Source organism: Enterovirga sp. CN4-39, from assembly GCF_049446235.1.
Taxonomy (GTDB): Bacteria; Pseudomonadota; Alphaproteobacteria; order Rhizobiales; family Beijerinckiaceae; genus Enterovirga.
In genome coordinates, this window is sequence record NZ_JBMSEF010000005.1 from 79457 (window position 1) to 95214 (window position 15758).

The 15758-nt window shown below is 67.1% G+C and carries 20 protein-coding genes; 9 read left to right on the forward strand and 11 right to left on the reverse strand.

Translation table 11 applies throughout. The annotated features are described in order from the left end of the window. The first annotated feature begins 32 nt into the window (after window positions 1–32). The gene (locus ACO2SS_RS10425) at window positions 33–764 is read left to right on the forward strand and encodes an aldolase/citrate lyase family protein (protein WP_423277574.1); all 732 of its coding nucleotides are present in this window, start codon (window positions 33–35) and stop codon (window positions 762–764) included. Here the strand turns inward: ACO2SS_RS10425 and ACO2SS_RS10430 are convergent. Beyond that, window positions 707–1318: a flavin reductase family protein gene (locus ACO2SS_RS10430; RefSeq protein WP_423277575.1), complete on the reverse strand. Its 612-nt coding sequence runs from the start codon at window positions 1316–1318 to the stop codon at window positions 707–709. The genes ACO2SS_RS10425 and ACO2SS_RS10430 overlap by 58 nt on opposite strands. A gap of 8 nt (window positions 1319–1326) precedes the next feature. Beyond that, on the reverse strand, window positions 1327–1890 hold the full coding sequence (locus tag ACO2SS_RS10435; protein ID WP_423277576.1) for a nitroreductase family protein: 564 nt from the start codon (window positions 1888–1890) through the stop codon (window positions 1327–1329). A gap of 292 nt (window positions 1891–2182) precedes the next feature. Here ACO2SS_RS10435 and ACO2SS_RS10440 point away from each other — a divergent pair, with 292 nt between their 5' ends. Further along, the gene (locus ACO2SS_RS10440; RefSeq protein ID WP_423277577.1) at window positions 2183–4678 is read left to right on the forward strand and encodes a YfhO family protein; all 2496 of its coding nucleotides are present in this window, start codon (window positions 2183–2185) and stop codon (window positions 4676–4678) included. Between the two features lie 4 nt (window positions 4679–4682). Further along, complete coding sequence (locus tag ACO2SS_RS10445) at window positions 4683–5645, forward strand: hypothetical protein (RefSeq protein ID WP_423277578.1); 963 nt, start codon at window positions 4683–4685, stop codon at window positions 5643–5645. 2 nt (window positions 5646–5647) lie between these two features. Here ACO2SS_RS10445 and yidD read toward each other — a convergent pair whose 3' ends face one another. Together yidD and ACO2SS_RS10455 are read right to left on the reverse strand one after the other, a co-directional pair. Beyond that, complete coding sequence (gene yidD / locus ACO2SS_RS10450; protein WP_423277579.1) at window positions 5648–5974, reverse strand: membrane protein insertion efficiency factor YidD; 327 nt, start codon at window positions 5972–5974, stop codon at window positions 5648–5650. Beyond that, entirely contained in the window at window positions 5971–6426 is a 456-nt protein-coding gene (locus ACO2SS_RS10455) for an iron-sulfur cluster assembly scaffold protein (protein WP_423277580.1), read from the reverse strand. Before ACO2SS_RS10455 ends, yidD begins: the two co-directional genes overlap by 4 nt. Window positions 6427–6518: 92 nt before the next feature. Between ACO2SS_RS10455 and hisI the strand changes: the two genes are divergently transcribed. Both hisI and ACO2SS_RS10465 read left to right on the forward strand, forming a co-directional pair. Further along, window positions 6519–6932, forward strand: a complete 414-nt coding sequence (hisI, locus tag ACO2SS_RS10460) for a phosphoribosyl-AMP cyclohydrolase (protein WP_423277581.1) — start codon at window positions 6519–6521, stop codon at window positions 6930–6932. Between the two features lie 83 nt (window positions 6933–7015). Further along, the gene (locus tag ACO2SS_RS10465) at window positions 7016–8065 is read left to right on the forward strand and encodes a patatin-like phospholipase family protein (RefSeq protein WP_423277582.1); all 1050 of its coding nucleotides are present in this window, start codon (window positions 7016–7018) and stop codon (window positions 8063–8065) included. Here ACO2SS_RS10465 and ACO2SS_RS10470 read toward each other — a convergent pair. Together ACO2SS_RS10470 and ACO2SS_RS10475 are read right to left on the reverse strand one after the other, a co-directional pair. Further along, complete coding sequence (locus ACO2SS_RS10470; RefSeq protein ID WP_423277583.1) at window positions 8047–8478, reverse strand: CBS domain-containing protein; 432 nt, start codon at window positions 8476–8478, stop codon at window positions 8047–8049. The two genes, ACO2SS_RS10465 and ACO2SS_RS10470, sit on opposite strands and share 19 nt — an antisense overlap. A gap of 64 nt (window positions 8479–8542) precedes the next feature. Next, window positions 8543–9328 (reverse strand): rhomboid family intramembrane serine protease, encoded by a 786-nt coding sequence (locus ACO2SS_RS10475; protein ID WP_423277584.1) that lies wholly within the window; start codon window positions 9326–9328, stop codon window positions 8543–8545. 258 nt (window positions 9329–9586) lie between these two features. Between ACO2SS_RS10475 and ACO2SS_RS10480 the strand changes: the two genes are divergently transcribed. The 4 genes from ACO2SS_RS10480 to ACO2SS_RS10495 all read left to right on the forward strand — a co-directional run bounded on the left by ACO2SS_RS10480 (window position 9587) and on the right by ACO2SS_RS10495 (window position 12615). After that, window positions 9587–10171: a PAS domain-containing protein gene (locus ACO2SS_RS10480; protein WP_423277585.1), complete on the forward strand. Its 585-nt coding sequence runs from the start codon at window positions 9587–9589 to the stop codon at window positions 10169–10171. A 107-nt stretch (window positions 10172–10278) separates the two neighbouring features. Then, on the forward strand, window positions 10279–10887 hold the full coding sequence (locus ACO2SS_RS10485; RefSeq protein ID WP_423277818.1) for a PilZ domain-containing protein: 609 nt from the start codon (window positions 10279–10281) through the stop codon (window positions 10885–10887). A 280-nt stretch (window positions 10888–11167) separates the two neighbouring features. Further along, complete coding sequence (locus tag ACO2SS_RS10490; RefSeq protein WP_423277586.1) at window positions 11168–11803, forward strand: transglutaminase-like cysteine peptidase; 636 nt, start codon at window positions 11168–11170, stop codon at window positions 11801–11803. Window positions 11804–11946: 143 nt separating this feature from the next. Continuing rightward, window positions 11947–12615 (forward strand): transglutaminase-like cysteine peptidase, encoded by a 669-nt coding sequence (locus ACO2SS_RS10495; RefSeq protein WP_423277587.1) that lies wholly within the window; start codon window positions 11947–11949, stop codon window positions 12613–12615. A gap of 68 nt (window positions 12616–12683) precedes the next feature. Here ACO2SS_RS10495 and ACO2SS_RS10500 read toward each other — a convergent pair whose 3' ends face one another. The 5 genes from ACO2SS_RS10500 to ACO2SS_RS10520 all read right to left on the reverse strand — a co-directional run bounded on the left by ACO2SS_RS10500 (window position 12684) and on the right by ACO2SS_RS10520 (window position 15658). Beyond that, a complete protein-coding gene (locus ACO2SS_RS10500; protein ID WP_423277588.1) occupies window positions 12684–13214 on the reverse strand; it encodes a gamma carbonic anhydrase family protein in 531 nt (176 codons plus the stop codon). 49 nt (window positions 13215–13263) lie between these two features. Further along, entirely contained in the window at window positions 13264–13593 is a 330-nt protein-coding gene (locus ACO2SS_RS10505; RefSeq protein ID WP_423277589.1) for a DUF6949 family protein, read from the reverse strand. An 89-nt stretch (window positions 13594–13682) separates the two neighbouring features. Continuing rightward, window positions 13683–13895, reverse strand: coding sequence for a DUF3126 family protein (locus tag ACO2SS_RS10510; protein WP_423277590.1), 213 nt, complete (start codon window positions 13893–13895; stop codon window positions 13683–13685). Window positions 13896–13960: 65 nt separating this feature from the next. Continuing rightward, window positions 13961–14797, reverse strand: a complete 837-nt coding sequence (cysE, locus tag ACO2SS_RS10515) for a serine O-acetyltransferase (protein WP_423277591.1) — start codon at window positions 14795–14797, stop codon at window positions 13961–13963. 81 nt (window positions 14798–14878) lie between these two features. Further along, window positions 14879–15658, reverse strand: a complete 780-nt coding sequence (locus tag ACO2SS_RS10520) for an alpha/beta fold hydrolase (RefSeq protein WP_423277819.1) — start codon at window positions 15656–15658, stop codon at window positions 14879–14881. Between the last annotated feature and the right edge of the window lie 100 nt (window positions 15659–15758).

Sequence of the window (15758 nt, forward strand, 5' to 3'; positions counted from 1 at the left end):
GCGCAATCGCCTGTCCGCGCTATCCCTATCCGATGCGCGCCGTACTGCTGGTCCACCCGACGAGCCTCGACACCATCGACGAGGTGGTTCGCTGCAACCCCGACGCCTTCCTGCTGGACGTCGCCGGTTGCGAGCCGAAGGTCCTGCTCACCCTTGTCGGCGCGATCCGAACGCGGAAGCGTCCGGTCCTGCTCCGGATCCGTCCTTTGGCAGATGGCGGCGCAGGTGATCTGAGCTGCGCGATGCAGGCGCGTCCCGATGCCGTGTGGCTGCGGGATACGGTCGGACGGACCCAGGTCGAGCAACTCGCATCGCGTCTCGCAGTGGCGGAAGCCGAGCTCGACCTACGTCATGGGGGAACGCGCGTCGTCGCCTCCATCGAGAGCGCGCGGGGCGCCCTGGCGCTGCCGCAGCTCGCAGAGGTCGGGCCGCGCCTCGCGGCGGTGGCCTTGGATGCGCAGGCGCTCGCAGCGGACCTCCGATGCCGCCCGGAGGAGCCGGGGCTTCTCCCAGGTCCGGTCCGCGCCACCCAGGCCCAGGCCGTCATCGTCGCCGCGGCATCGAACGTGCCTGCAATCGACGCGACCCAGACCCCATCGCCTCCCGAAGAATTCGCTGCAGAAGCGGCCGTCGCTGTCGCGAACGGCTTCTCCGGGAAGCTGGCCCTCGACCCTGCTGAGGTCGCAGCCCTGAGGCGCACCGATCCTCAGGCGCCCTTCGGGCGCTGGATGGAGAACTTCGTTTCGGGGGTCGCGACGAAATAGTCCATGTAGCCCCCCCGCATGATCGGCCGCATGGCAGCATTGTCCACGAGACCGTCCTTGATGAAGCGATCGTCGATATGGACGCCGACCACTTGGCCCAGAACGAGGTACTGGTCCATCTGCCGTCCATCCCGATCTTGCAGCTGGATCGTCTGAAGCCACTGGCATTCGAGGGCGGCCGGCGCTTCCGCCACGCGGGGTGGCTTGACCAGCCGCGACGGAGCGGTCGTGAGACCGGAGAAGCCAAACTCGCTTTCACCCCGCGGAAGCGGGGCCGAGGTGAGGTTCATTGCCTCGCGCGTGTCGTACGTGGCGAGGTTGCAGACGAACTCCTTCGTCTCATCCACGAACGCGACTGCGTCCTTGTAGCCGGACGACGAGAACGCGACGATGAACGGGTTCTCGCCCACCAGATTGAAGAAGGAGTAGGGCGAAAGGTTCACCTCGCCCTTTCCGTTCAGCGCCGAGATCCAGCCGATCGGGCGAGGGCCTACGAGCGCCTTCATCGGGCTATGCTTGAGGCCGTGATCGTTCTTGGTAGCGTCGTAGAACATGGGATGCCTCAGAGTCGCGTCACGATGTCGGAGAGGTTCGGGCGCTGGCGATCCGGCGGGGTTTCCTCCGCCCGACCGATATGGATGAAGCCGGCAAGCTCCTCGTTCGGGGCGAGGCCGAGCGCACCAAGCACGCGCCGGTCGAAGCCGTACCACTCCGTGAGCCACGAGGTGGCGTAGCCCATCAGGTTCGCCGCAACGACCAGGTTCATGCAGACGGCCCCAGCCGAGAGCACCTGCTCCCACTCGGGGATCTTCACGTGAGGACGGGCGGTCGACACGACGGCAACGACGAGCGGGGCCCGAGCGAGCCGCTTGCGCTCGGTCGCGATCCGCTGCTCGTCCGCATTCGGCTCGTCGGCCTGGAAGGCGGCCGCGATCGACTCGCCGATTCGGTCGCGGGCCTCGCCCTCGATCACGATGAAGCGCCAGGGCGCGAGCTTGCCATGGTCGGGGACGCGGGACGCGACCGTTAGAAGCTGCTCGAGTTCGGCAGCGCTCGGGCCGGGCCCTGTCATGAGGTGCGGCGGGACCGAGCGTCGCCGCGCCAGGAATGCAAGTTTGTCGTTCATTTTACCTTCAGCCGAGGAGGAGCAGAGAAGAAGGGGCTCGCGGGACAGAACCGTCAGGTCGGCCGCGAGAGGGCCGGCAACAGATCTCCGCCATTTCCCTGCCACTTGTCGCCGGTAGAGATCAAACCGGACAGACAGGAGCCCGGGGCCGGCGGATCAAGCGACGGCATCTCGGGGGATGGTCAGGTGTCGAACGTGTCTCCGCTGGCGTCGAAATGGCGTCAAGCCTTTGCTGGACGAGGCCTGAGGGCCCGGCCGGCCAGGCCCCTCCCCTCCAGGTCACATCACGTCAATGCGCGCTGACTATCTTGGACCGTCCGGCGGCGGCTCCGCGCGATTTGCGACCGATGCCGATATCTCCTTCGGCATCGAGCCGCGAACCGCCCCGTTCCGGCCGTGGACGAGGCGGCAGTGGGTGCTGGCCGTCATTGCCGTCCTCGTTTTCTGGTCCTGCGCCGCCCTTGCGTGGCCGCTGACCGGCAGCGTCGTTCCCTGGGATTCCAAGAACCACTTCTATCCGATGCTTCGCTATCTCGGCGAGGCATTGGCGAATGGTGAGCTTCCGCTCTGGAATCCCTACCATTTCAGTGGCCACCCGGCCGTCGCAGACCCCCAATCGCTGCTCTTCACGCCCACCATGCTGCTGTTCGGCTGGCTTGTTCCAGCGCCGTCCATGCAGCTCTTCGATGTCGTCGTCTTCGCGCATTTCCTACCTGGTGCGCTCGCCATGCTCGGCCTGTTCGCCCGCCGAGGATGGCGGCCGGAGGGCGCTTTCGTCGCGGTAGCGATCTTCGTGCTCGGCGGCTCGGCTTCCGCCAGGCTGCAGCATACGGGCATGATCTTCGGCTACGGGATCTTCCCACTCGCACTGCTTCTGCTCGAGGAAGCGCTCGATCGCCGCTCGTATCTCCTGGCATGCGCGTTTGCCGCCGTCGCAAGCGTCATGGTGGTGGGACGCGACCAGGTCGCGTTCCTGACCGGCCTGATGCTCGTCGGCGTCGTCGTGCACCAGACGGTCCTCTCCGGCGGCGCGCTCGCGTATCTGCGTTCCCGGGCGGGTATCCTTCTCGCCGCGGGACTCGTCGGTGCGGCGCTTCTCGCCGTGCCGGTGGTGCTGACGATGCAGCTCCTGGCGACCTCGACGCGCCCGTCCTTCGGCTTCGGCGTCGCGGCTATGGGTTCGCTTCCGCCGGAGAGCCTCGCGACGATCCTGTTCGCCAACGTCTTCGGCTCGCTGCGCTGGACCTATGATTACTGGGGCCCGGACTGGCATTCCCTCGTCGAGGGCACCTGGACGGACCGCGCGACCAACTACCTCTTCGCCGGGACAGTCCCCGCGATCCTGCTCCTCTGGCATGGGCTCGCTGGCGGGCGCCTACTCGCGCGCGAGTTCCGGTTCTTCCTCGTCGTGGGCGTCGCCGCGATCCTTTACGCGCTCGGCCGCTACACGCCCGTGTTCTCTTTCATTTTCGACAACCTGCCCGGGATCGCCCTCTATCGCCGGCCCGCCGATGCGACCTTCCTCATCAACATCGTACTGGCATTCGCCGGCGGTTACCTGGTCCATCGCTTCTTCCAGGAGGGCAATCCGCGTTTCGCCGAGATGCGGCGATCGCCTCGGGCCGCGATCCTGGTGGCCTGCGCCATCGCTATCGTCGCGGGCGCGATCCTGTCCGGACTGACCTTTGCGCTGCGGGCAAACCAAGGTGCTGCCGCGGCGACGGAGATCGCGATCGCGATCGCCCTCTCTGGAGGTTTGGTCGTCCTGCTCCTGCGCAGCGACGTCGATCGACGCTGGCGGGCCATGGCTGCTGTGGCGATCGCCGCGTTCACGGGCGGCGAGCTCATCTGGCGCAACGCCGCCTCGGCGCTCAATGCGGAGCCGGCCGAGCGATATGCCGTCTTCCAGGACCTGCCGGCCGACCAACTGAGGGGTCTTCAGGTGCTCAAGCAGGCGCTGGCCGAGAGGCATGCTCGCGGCGAGCGCCCGCGGGTCGAGATCCTCGGCCTGGGCGGCGCATGGCAGAACGCCTCGATGGTTCTCGGGCTCGAGGACACCATCGGCTACAATCCCCTGCGGCTTGCCGATTATGAACGCGCGATCGGCCCCGGGGAGAACGCGGCGGACCCGAACCTGAGGCAGTTCCCGGGCACGTTCCGCGGCTATCGCTGCCGTCTGGCAAGCCTGCTCGGCCTCGAATATCTCGTCCTCGACCGACCCGTGGAGCGCCTGCCGCGCCACTTCCCCCGCCTGACCGGAGCGCGGCTCCTCTACGGCTCGGGCACGATGTGGGTCTACCAGCTCGCTTCGAGCGCGCCTCGCGCCTATCTGGCGACGCATCTCGTGCCCGTCGATTCCGAGAAGGTTCTCGAAGACGAGGAATTGCCGGAATTCGACAGGCGCTCGGCGGCCCTGCTGGAGGCCGACCAGGCCGCCGAACTTCACGGCGATTACGGCACTCGGGATACCGCCGCCGAGCCGGATCCCGCGAACGGCTCAGTCCGCATTACGGGATACCGCCGCAATGAGGTCTCACTCGAGGTGGATACCGATCGCAACAGCGTGGTGATCCTTCACGACATCTACTATCCCGGCTGGGAGGTAACGGTGGACGGAAAACCCGCGACGATGTTGCGGGCCAATCTGCTGTTCCGCGGTGTCGAGGTTCCGCCCGGGCATCACAGGATCGAGTTCCGCTTCCGCCCGCTTTCGGTCGCGAACCTCGTTTCGGCGGCGAGCGGGTTGATCGAGAGCGAGGACGGCGAGGCGGAGACGCTGACCCGCTGAGGCGATGAGGATGACCTTGAGGCGGTTTGGGATTGCGGCGGCACTGCTGAGCCTTGTCGGCCAGTCAGCCCATGCCCAGACCGCGCCGGCTGTCGGTCCGGGCGCGGCTTCGCCTCCCGCGGCCGCCGCGCCCCAGTTCCAGGCAACTCCAGGATCGGGCCTCAACTTCCCCGCGCCACCGCCCGTGCCAACGCCCGCGATGGTGCCGGATTCAGCCAGCCTGTCGCTGAGCGCCGTATTCACGGCCGACCAGCGCCCCATCCGTTCCGGACTCGTCTGGCGCATTTTCGCGGAGAGCGGCGTGGAAGGCCGTCCCAGGCTCGTTGCGAAGTCAACGGCAGCTGCGCCGGTGATCTCGCTCGCCCCCGGCACCTACACGGTGCATGCGGCCTATGGGTTCGCGAGCGCTTCCCGGCGCGTAACGCTGTCGGGCGGCGGCTCGTCGGAGCGCCTGGCCATCAATGGCGGCGCACTCAAGCTATCGGGAGCGATCGGCGATCTGCCCATCAGCCCCAACCGGCTGACCTTCTCGATCTTCCTGCCGGTCGGGAACGACAGCGAAGGGCGGACGGTGATGTCCAACGTCAAGGCCGGAGACGTGATCCGGCTGCCGGAAGGCAACTACCACATCGTGTCCACCTACGGTGAGTCGAACGCGATCATGCGGGTTGATCTGAAGGTCGATCCGGGCCGGCTGACGGAGGCGACGGTCAACCACCGCGCGGCGACCGTGACCCTGAAGCTCGTGGCAGCGCCGGGCGGCGAAGCCTTCGCGGGTACCGCCTTCAGCGTGCTGACGCCCGGCGGCGACGTCATCCGCGAGGCGATCGGGGCCTTCCCGACCGTCACCCTGGCCGAAGGCGAGTACACGGTGATCGCCCGGCATGACGGGCGCGTCTATACGCGCGAGTTCAAGGTCGAGAGCGGCCTCGACCGCGACATCGAGGTTTTCGCGAAGGATTCCTGACCTCAGGTCCGGGCAGGAGGTTCGGAGTTCGTTCCGCGCCACCGCCCGTATCGCCACGGCAGATACCAGGCGGCCCGTCGCGGGATTTCCTCGCATACGAAGTCAAGGCCCGAGGTGCCGCCAGGGCCGCAGCGGCAGATGCGGGCCGCGGCCATCCAGGAGCCCGGCCAGACCCCATGCCGCCCGACCGCCTCGGCCGCGTATTCAGAGCAGCTTGGCAGATGGCGGCAGGTGCGACCCGCGATGGCCGAGAACGTCAGCTGGTAGGCGCGGATCAATCCGGTCGCGAGGAGCCGGCCGGTGCGGCCCGCCGCCGCGCCTGCGCTCACTCGGCTGCCTCGCGAGGTGCGTTGCGCCGGGCTTCCGCCTGATCGAGCGCCTCCACGACGGCATCGAAGGTCAGCATCGTCGAGGCATGCCGCGCCTTGTAGTCGCGCACCGGCTCCAGCGCGGCGAGATCCGCCCAACGCCCCGTCGGGGCGGGCCCGCTCTCCTTCAGCATCCGGCGCATCGTCTCCCGCACTTCGCGGAGTTCGTCATGCGTCGCCCCGACGACGTGGCGCGCCATGATCGACGACGACGCCTGGCCGAGGGCGCAGGCCTTCACATCATGTGCGAAGTCGGTGACGAGCTCGCCATCCGTCTTGAGGTCGACCGTGACGGTCGAGCCGCAAAGCTTGGAATGCGCCCGAGCCGTCCCGTCGGGATCCGCAAGCCGGCCAAGCCTCGGAATATCCGCAGCTAGCTCGAGTATGCGCTGGTTATAGATGTCGCTCAGCATGCCCCGATGGCTCTCGTGGCCGTTTCGCCTCGAAGAAGCATATAGGAACCTGCAAGCTCCGTCGCGAGGCGGAGGCGGAGAGGACGGAACCGGTGCAGTTCGCGACAGCCAACAGCAAGCAGGAACTCGAGGAGGATCTGCGCTTCTCGCCGCGCTTCGGCGCCGACGGGCTCCTCACCTGCGTAGCGACGGACGTGCTGACGGGCGATCTCCTCATGGTGGCGCACATGAATCGCGAAGCGCTCGCCCGAACCATCGAGACGGGCGAGGCCTGGTACTGGTCACGCTCCCGCGGCGAGCTCTGGCACAAGGGCGCGACAAGCGGCCAGATCCAGACCATCGAGGATATGCGGATCGACTGCGACCAGGATGCAATCTGGATCAAGGTCCGCGTCGGGGGCGACGGCGGGGCCTGTCACACCGGACGCCGGAGCTGCTTCTACCGGCGGGTCGGCGGTGCCGCGAAGGACGGCAGCATAGCTCTCGAATGGGTTGAGCAGGAGTAGGGCCGTTCGGCAGGACGTCGATCGTTCACGGCGTTTTCACGGGCCGGCTGGCACGGTAGCGGGAACAGGCACGGAGCCTCGACATGCTGTTCGATGGACTCGCCCGCCGGGCACTCAGCCTCGGCAGCGAGGGTACGGCGAATGGATCGCAGGAGAAGTCGCCGCCATCGACGCGGCTGAAGATCGGCTTCGCGCTGGGCGGAGGAGCGGCGCGGGGCTGGGCGCATATCGGCGTCCTGCAGGTCTTCGAGGCGGCGGGCATACGGCCCGCGATGATTGCAGGCTGCTCGATCGGTGCCGTCGTGGGCGGCTGCTACGCGGCCGGGAAGCTCGAGAACATCGAGGTTTTCGCGCGCTCGCTGACCAAGCGTCGGGTAATGGGGCTGCTCGACTTCCACCTGACGGGATCGGGCCTCATCGCGGGCGGGCGTCTGCAGAAGCTTCTCGAGATGGATCTGGGCGACCTCAGGCTCGAGCACTTGCCCATCCGGTTCGCCACGGTTGCCACCGAACTCGTGACCGGCCACGAGATCTGGCTGACGCGGGGCGCGCTGGTCGATGCCCTGCGGGCATCCTATGCACTGCCGGGCGTGTTCGATCCGGTCCGCCTCGGCGGACGATGGCTGATCGACGGGGCGCTCGTGAACCCCGTTCCCGTGACGGTGGCCCGCGCCTTTGGGGCAGATGTCGTCATCTGCGTGAACCTGAACAACGACATCCGCCTTCGCGGCGCCGTGATCCATGATCACGGCGAGGTAGAGGACGAACCGGCCCCGCTTGACGAATCCGCCGGCGAGCCGCCGCGGACGGGCCTGTTCTCGAGTTGGCTGGACAATCCCGGGCGACGGCGTGGGCGACGTTCCGCACCCGGCATGGCCAGCGTCATGATCGACGCCTTCAACATCACGCAGGACCGCATTTCGCGCTCGCGACTGGCGGGCGATCCGCCCGACGCCATGGTGTCGCCCAAGCTCGCGGAGATCGGCCTGTTCGAATTCCACCGGGCCGCCGAAGCGATCGAGCTCGGCCGTCAGGCGGCCGAGCGGGCGCTCCCCGACATTCTCGAGATGCTGAAGGGGGCCGTCGTCGTGCCAGGCGTGGCCCGGGGGATGCCTCAGGCCGTCGCGATGTAGTCGCGCATCGCTCGGTGCTCCGATTCGATGTCGCCGAGCCTCTGCTTCACGACGTCCCCGATGGAGATGATGCCGGCGAGTCGCCCGCCCTCGATCACCGGGACGTGGCGGAACTTGCCCTCTGTCATGAGACCCATGATCTCGTCGATGCTGGTCGTCGGCACGCAGGTGACAACCTTGGCCGTCATGCGGCTCGAGACGGGAGCCTTGAGGGCCTCCCCGCCTGCCTCGGCAACCGCCCGAACGACGTCACGCTCGGAGATGATCCCGAGGACGGTCCCGGATCCGTCGACCACCACGACGGCGCCGATCCGACGTTCAGACAGGCAGGTGACCGCGTCCGCCAGCGTCCGGTCCGGCGCGATCGTAACGACCTGGCGGCCTTTCCCGGCCAAGATGTGCTCGACGCTCATCGAATCGCCTCCGTCCCTTCGATCAGGTCTCAGAACGGGATGATGCGAAACGGCGGCCCAGGGTTCAAGCCGTCCACGATGAGGTCTGTCCGGGCGTGCCCGATACGGGGTCAAGCCAACGAAAGACCAGCAGCCCCGTGACAAGCCCTCCGATATGCGCCTGCCACGCGACCCCACCTTCCGTGATGCCGAGGGGTTGCGACAGGAGCCCTACGACGAGGTTGATGACGAGCCAGCTGCCCAGAAAGAACAGCGCGCTGCGATTCCGCACGAGCTCGCCGAGGCTGCTGCGCCGGTCCTGGGCGCCGGCCGGCCAATCCCAAACGCGTTCAGGTCGCCGGAACACGAACAAGGCTGCCGCTCCCATGAAGCCCGATACGGTGCCGGACGCCCCGATAACGACCTGGGTGCTGAGCGGGCTGCTCAGCCACTGCACGGCAACCGCCCCGACGGTCGCCAGGACGGCAAGGATGACGGAGCGCGTCGTCCCGCAGCGGCGAACGACGGGGCTGCCGAAGGCTACCAGCCACACGCAGTTCAGGACGACGTGCATCCAAGAGCCATGCAGCAGCGCGTAGCTCAGCGCCGTGACGGGCGATGCCCCGCCCTGCGCGACGACATATTCGGCGATCATGAGATGGGCGGCCGTAACGTCCGCATCACCACCGTCGATCGAAGTCGCCGCCGCGATGATCGCCTCGGGACCGGCGTAGCCCCACGCGAGCGACCATCGCGCCGGCACGAAGCCCCAGTCGAACAGAAGCTCGAGATCCGTCGCGGGGGGCAGCAGCCCTCGAAGAAAGTGGATCGCGCAAAGCCCAAGGACCAGGACCAGGATCAAGCCCGGCATGTTCACAGCGGGCTCGCGCCGGCGGATCGCATCATGAGACATCGCGCCCGAACTTGGGCCGGCCACCCCGCTCCCGCAAGCGTACGCGCCGCTCGTTAACCCTAATCGGCCGTTTCCGGCGCACTGCCCCTTTTGAGGCATGCCGGTCGCGCTCTCGGCGTGAGAGGCTCGCCGTCGTCCCGGTTCTGACCGGAAGCGCGAGGCTCGGATCCCGAAATGGAGCGGCCCAGCTCCGCCGGCGAGCGAGACGGTCCCGAGATGAAGCACACAACCTCTCGTCTTCTGTTCGCATATTGGGACGGGGTGCGAGGCGACCGGGCCGCTCCCGAGCGCGCGCAGATCGAGCCGGGCCGCATCCGACATATCCTGGCGGATACCTTCATTCTTGGCCTGGAGGCAGACGGACGGGCCACCTTCCGCCTCGCCGGAACGCGGATGTGTGCGCTGTTCGGCCGCGACCTGAAGGGCGCCCTCTTCTCCGATCTATGGCCAGCCGATCGGAAGGCGGAGCCCGACCAACTGATTGATCTGGTCGCGAACGATACGGTCGCGGTGGTCGCCGGGATGCTCGGCGAGGCCGACCTTGGGCCCGTCGTCGGGCTCGAATTGCTCCTCCTGCCGCTTCGCTACGGAGGATCGACAAACCGGCGCGCACTCGGTGCGCTGTCCCCGAGTACGGTGCCGCCGTGGCTCGGCCTGGCGCCCGTCCATGGGCTTACGACGCGTTCGGTCAGGGTCGTGGGCGGGAACCGCACAGGCTCGCCATCGCTCCCGGGCGAATTCGGTTCCGGCCCCTCGTCGAAGCGCCGTCACCTCGTCGTGCTCGAGGGCGGCCTCCGCTAAGCGAAGTCGCACTTCCTAACCTGTGAGCGGTCGGTTCAAGCCAGCGTTAACGTAGCCTGGGTAGCATCGGGAGGGTATCCAGGACTGATTCTGTCGATATGAGCGTTATGCAGGCGACTGCGCCCCGGCTTCAGACCCGCCCGCTCGAGCGGCGTCGCCACCAGCGCGTGCTCGTCTCGCTCCTTGGTCGCTACATGCTGGCGGATCGCCAGGAATATCCCTGCCAGACCGTGGACATGTCCCCGGGTGGCGTGCTGCTCACCGCGCCGGTCAAAGGCGAGATCGGCGAGCGGGTCGTCGTCTATCTCGAGCATCTTGGGCGTATCGAGGGCGAGATCGCGCGGCACACGCCGAAGGGCTTCGCGATCTGCATTCACGCCGCCGCCAGAAAGCGCGACAAGCTTGCGTCCCAGCTGACTTGGCTTGCCAACCGGACGACGCTGGGCCTTCCCGAAGACCGCAGGCACGAGCGCATCACGCCCCGCATCCTCTCGACCGTCATCCGGCTCGATAACGGGCGCGAACTGCCGGCCCGGATCATCGACATCTCGATGTCCGGAGCAGCGATCGCCATGGATCACAAGCCGCCGCTCGGCGCCGGCGTAACGGTCGGCAGCACCGCTGCGAAAGTCGTGCGCCACTTCCAGAACGGCGTCGCGCTCGAGTTCCGCCTGCCTCTGTCGCCCGACAGGTTCGACGAGAATATCGTCCTCTAACCCTACCCTGGGCGCTTTGGGCTAGCCCCTAGGGCGCCTCTCGAACGCCCCCTCTGGCACTGCGAGCCATCACGGCCGGGACCGCGCTCCTGGCCCTGTCTTCCGCGTGCAAACAGCCTGCCAGCAGAAAGGCTCAAATTGCGCGCATCTCCGCAGCCCTGAATTTATGACGTAATCGGCTGCGTTTTGCGGCGGGCCGATTGCATCAAATTGCGCATATCTGCTTCAGCGGCGATGTATAGGGTCCAGGCATGTTGCTCCCCGGGACAGGGGGAACAACATGTTTTTCAAGAACAAGACGGTTCGAGCATTGATCGTGGCGGCCGGTCTGGGCGTCGCCGGACTCGGCTCTGCTTCCGCTCAGGTTCTTGCTTCGCTTCCGGTCGACACGCAGCCGATCGCCTCGGTTGGGGATGCTAAGCCGCTGCCGGCCTGGACGGAGTTCTGTCAGACTTATCGGGACGAGTGCAGCTTCGATCGGAACGAGCCGGCGCAGATCAGTCTCACGCCGAAGATGTGGCAGACGATCGTGAGCGTGAACCGGAAGGTGAACGCCACCATCAAGCCGATGCTCGACTCCGACCATTGGGGCGTGGCCGACCGTTGGGACCTGCCCAAGGACGGCTTCGGGGACTGCGAGGATTACCAGCTCCTCAAGCGCAAGATGCTCGCGGATGCCGGCCTGCCGCGGCGCGCCATGCGTATGACGGTCGTGATCGACGAGAAGAACGAGGGCCATGCCGTCCTCATGATCCGTACGACGCAGGGCGACTTCGCGCTCGACAACAAGACGGACGAGGTCCTGCCCTGGTCCGAGACCGGCTATGTCTTCGTGAAGCGGGAAAGCCAGGAGGCTGTCGCGTGGGTTTCGCTGGGCCGTGCCACCTCGCCGACCGTCACCGCCAAGAACCGCTGAGCCGCGCTCATCGCTCGTGTCCCGGCCCCGTGTCTTTGGGACAACGCGCCGGATGGTCGTTAACGAAGCTTTAACAATCGGCTTGAGCCTTCAGCCTCCGCCGTGGCACCTTTGGTTAATCAAAGGTTACCGGGGCTGACGAGATGCTGAGGGGCGGGGTTGAGACGCGAGAGCTGGCGACGCTCGCAAAATCCCTCGCCATTGGCGCCGCCCTCGCCGTTGCCGCCCTCATGCCGGGCGGCGCCTTCGCCCAGAGCTACGCCGCACTTCCCAACGCCGCCGCCATCGGCAAGGTCGAGACGACCGGATCGGCGCGCCCCGTCCAGGGCTGGGTCAGGTTCTGCGAGCGCTACGCTGGCGAGTGCGACTTCAACAGCGGCGAGGCTTCAACGATCACGCTCAGCGCTCGTACCTGGAAAGCGCTCAACGCCGTGAACCGCAAGGTGAACACGACCGTCAAGCCGCGCACCGACATGGAGCACTGGGGCGTCGTCGACCGCTGGGACCTCCCCGATGACGGTTACGGCGATTGCGAGGATTACCAGCTCCTCAAGCGCAAGATCCTGGTCGAGCAATATGGGTTCCCGAAGCGCGCCTTCCGCATGACGGTGGTCATCGACGAGCAGGGCGAAGGCCACGCGGTCATGATGGTGAGAACCGACGAGGGCGACCTGATCCTCGACAACAAGCGCTCCGCCATCCTGCCCTGGCACGAGACAGGCTATGTCTTCGTGAAACGCGAGGGCCAGGACAGCCGTGAATGGGTGTCGCTCGGCGAGCGGACCTCGCCGAGCACCACCGCGAACCGCTGAGGCACCAGGGGCTTACGTCCCGTTAGGAAGTTCCGTAGGGGACAGCTGCGCCATCACCCCGCTCGGGCCTAGCCGATGCGCTTCAGCCCGGCGGAAAACCGCCGCCAATTCCTGACATAGTGCTCGGCCGTGCCGGCGAGCCGCGCCACCGCCGCATCGTCGAGCTCGCGCACCGCCTTGGCGGGTGCCCCGACGATCAGCGACCGATCGGGGAAGGTCTTGCCTTCGGTCACGAGCGCGTTGGCGCCGACGAGGCTGCCCTTTCCGATCACTGCCCCGTTCAGGACCGTCGCTCCCATGCCGATGAGGGAGCCCTCCCCGATCGTGCAGCCATGCAGGATGGCGTGGTGCCCGATCGTGCAGTTCCGCCCGAGCGTCATGGGGAAACCGGGGTCCGTGTGAAGCAGCGAGCTCTCCTGGATGTTCACGTCCTCGCCGATCTCGATGAGTTCGTTGTCGCCGCGCACCACCGAGCCGAACCAGATGCTTGCGCCGCGCTTTAATCGGACGCGGCCGATCACGTGCGCGTCGGGCGCGATCCAATACTCGCCTTCGGCAGGAAGCTCGGGCGCAACATCGTCGAGGGAGTAGATGGGCATGGCTGTGCGGCTCGCGTGGCCGCCCAGAAAGACCGCGATGCGGTCAGGGTCAAGCGCCAGCGACGAGATGGGCGACGTCGAGCACGACGCGACCACACATCATGCTCCAAAAACAGGCGATCATCGTGGCGATCATTACGGCCGGGATGGGACGCCCGTCGATCCGCCGGCCCCGGATCGTGTTCCGGAGGATGATGAGGGGAGCGGAGAAGACCAGGAACGGGACCGTGGCCAGCGCTCCGAGATCGCCCGTCTGGAGCGACGAAAACCCGAGCGGTCGCCGCGCGACCAACTCGAAGCCGCTGGCCAGCAGGCCCGCAAAGGCGAAACCCAAGGCCAGTGCTGAAAACGCGTCGATCGTCGATTGGGTCAGCGCCATGGCGGCTCGCTCCTGCGAAGCCGTTCTGACGCGCCCTTTACCCTTCGTTAAGCAAGATCGCCCGTCTTGGTTAAGATCGGCGCGTCTTCTCAGTCCTCCAGGTCGACATCCAGGATCGGCATGGTGAGGATGAAGGAGCGGTCGCCGTCCTCATCGTCGAGGGAGATCGTGCCGATCTGCTCCTCGCCGAGATAGACATCGGCCGAATCCGACTTTTTCGGCCGCGCCGCGATCTTGATGGCGTGGTTCGAGAATTTCTGGCGCAGGTAGCGCTCGATCTTGGCGAGCTCGGTCTTATCCAAAGGCTGTCCTCGTTAAGCTGTTTCCTGCGCTTGCCACGGCACGGGCCGGGCGGCAAGGCGCGGCATCAGGCCTCGCTCTTGTCCGACAGGATCTGATCCATGGAGCGCGCCGGCTCCGCGCAGCCCGCAGTGCCCACCACGCGCGCCGGCACGCCGGCCACCGTCGTGTTGCGAGGCACCGGCTGGAGCACGACGGAGCCCGATGCCACGCGCGCGCATTGGCCCACCTCGATATTGCCCAGCACCTTGGCGCCAGCCCCGAGGAGCACGCCGCGGCGGATCTTCGGGTGCCGGTCGCCCCGCTCCTTCCCGGTCCCGCCCAGCGTAACCCCCTGGAGAATCGACACGTCGTCCTCGATCACCGCCGTCTGGCCGACGACCAGGCCGGTCGCATGGTCCAGGAAGATGCCCTTGCCGATCCGCGCCGCCGGGTTGATGTCGGTCTGGAAGACCTCGGAGGACCGGCTCTGGAGATAGAGCGCGAGGTCGCGCCGACCTTCGTGCCAGAGCCAATGGGCGAGACGGTGCGTCTGAAGCGCGTGAAAGCCCTTGAAATAGAGCAGCGGCTCGAGGAAGCGCGAGCAGGCCGGGTCGCGATCGACCACGGCCAGGATATCCGCCCGGAACGCCTCGGAGATGGCGCCGTCGGCCCCGAGCGCCTCCTCGAAAGTCTGGATGATGAGATCGGAGGTCAGCGCCGCATGCGCGAGCCGGCTCGCGACCCGATGGATCACGGACGCTTCCAGCGTCGGCTGGTTCAGGATCGTCGTGAAGAGAAGCGTCGCCATCGCGGGCTCGCCGCGAAGCGCCGCCTCGGCTTCCTGCCGGATCCGGGTCCAGACCGGGTCGACCACGCCCGCGATCTCCTTGGGCAACTCCTGACGCGCTAGGTTGTTCGCCATACCGGGCCTCCTGAGGCGAGTGTTCTACCATCTCAGGCGGCCCTGCCGAACACCGGTCCGGTACGCGGCCCAGCCCGGCGCTCAGCGCGGCTCTGCCAGAAAAGCGAGCACGCCTTCCTTGTGCACGCGATCGCCCACCGCAAGATTGTGGTCGCGGCCCGGAATATCCAGGGCCTCGCCCCGCGGCAGCAAGTCCGCGAGTTCCTGCGGCGAGCCGGCGATCGGGTCCCGAGTGCCCACCGAGACGAGCGTCGGATGGCTGATCCGCGCCACCTCGTCCTTGCTGAGGGTCTGGCGCGAACCCCGGATGCAGGCGGCGAGCGCCTTCAGGTCGCTCTTCGTCTGCTCGGCGAAGGCCCGGAACATCCTCTGCATCGGGTCGGTGAGATCCGCGAGCGACGGGGCTTCCATGGCGTCGGCGATCCCGAGCGGGAGCCCGACACCCTCCACAAGGTGGATCCCGAGCCCACCCAGCAGCACGGTCTTGACCCGTCCCGGATGCTCGAGCGCCGTGAAGGCCGTGATCCGCGCCCCCATCGAATACCCCATCACGTGGGCGCGTTCGATGCCGAGGTGGTCGAGCAGACCGACTGCATCCGCCGCCATGAGGGAAGTGTCGTAATCCTCGGGCCTGTACAGCTTGGTGCTTTCGCCGTGCCCGCGGTTGTCTAGCGCCACGACCCGGTATCCGGCGCGGCTGAGCGTCCCGGTCCAGCTCGTGGCGATCCAGTTCACGGTCCGGTTCGAGGCGAAGCCGTGGATCAGCAGGACCGGGACCGGCCTGGGCGATACGCCGGCCGCAGGCCCCACGTCGGCATAGGCAATCTCGACACCGCCGAGATCGGCCCGCTTCGTCTCCATCGCCACTGCGTCAGCCACAACCGATCTCCGCCCATTGCCCGGCCCGGCCCCACGTGCCAGAGAGCGGCCCGCGCCCGGAGGCGAACGGGCAGCCGGAAGA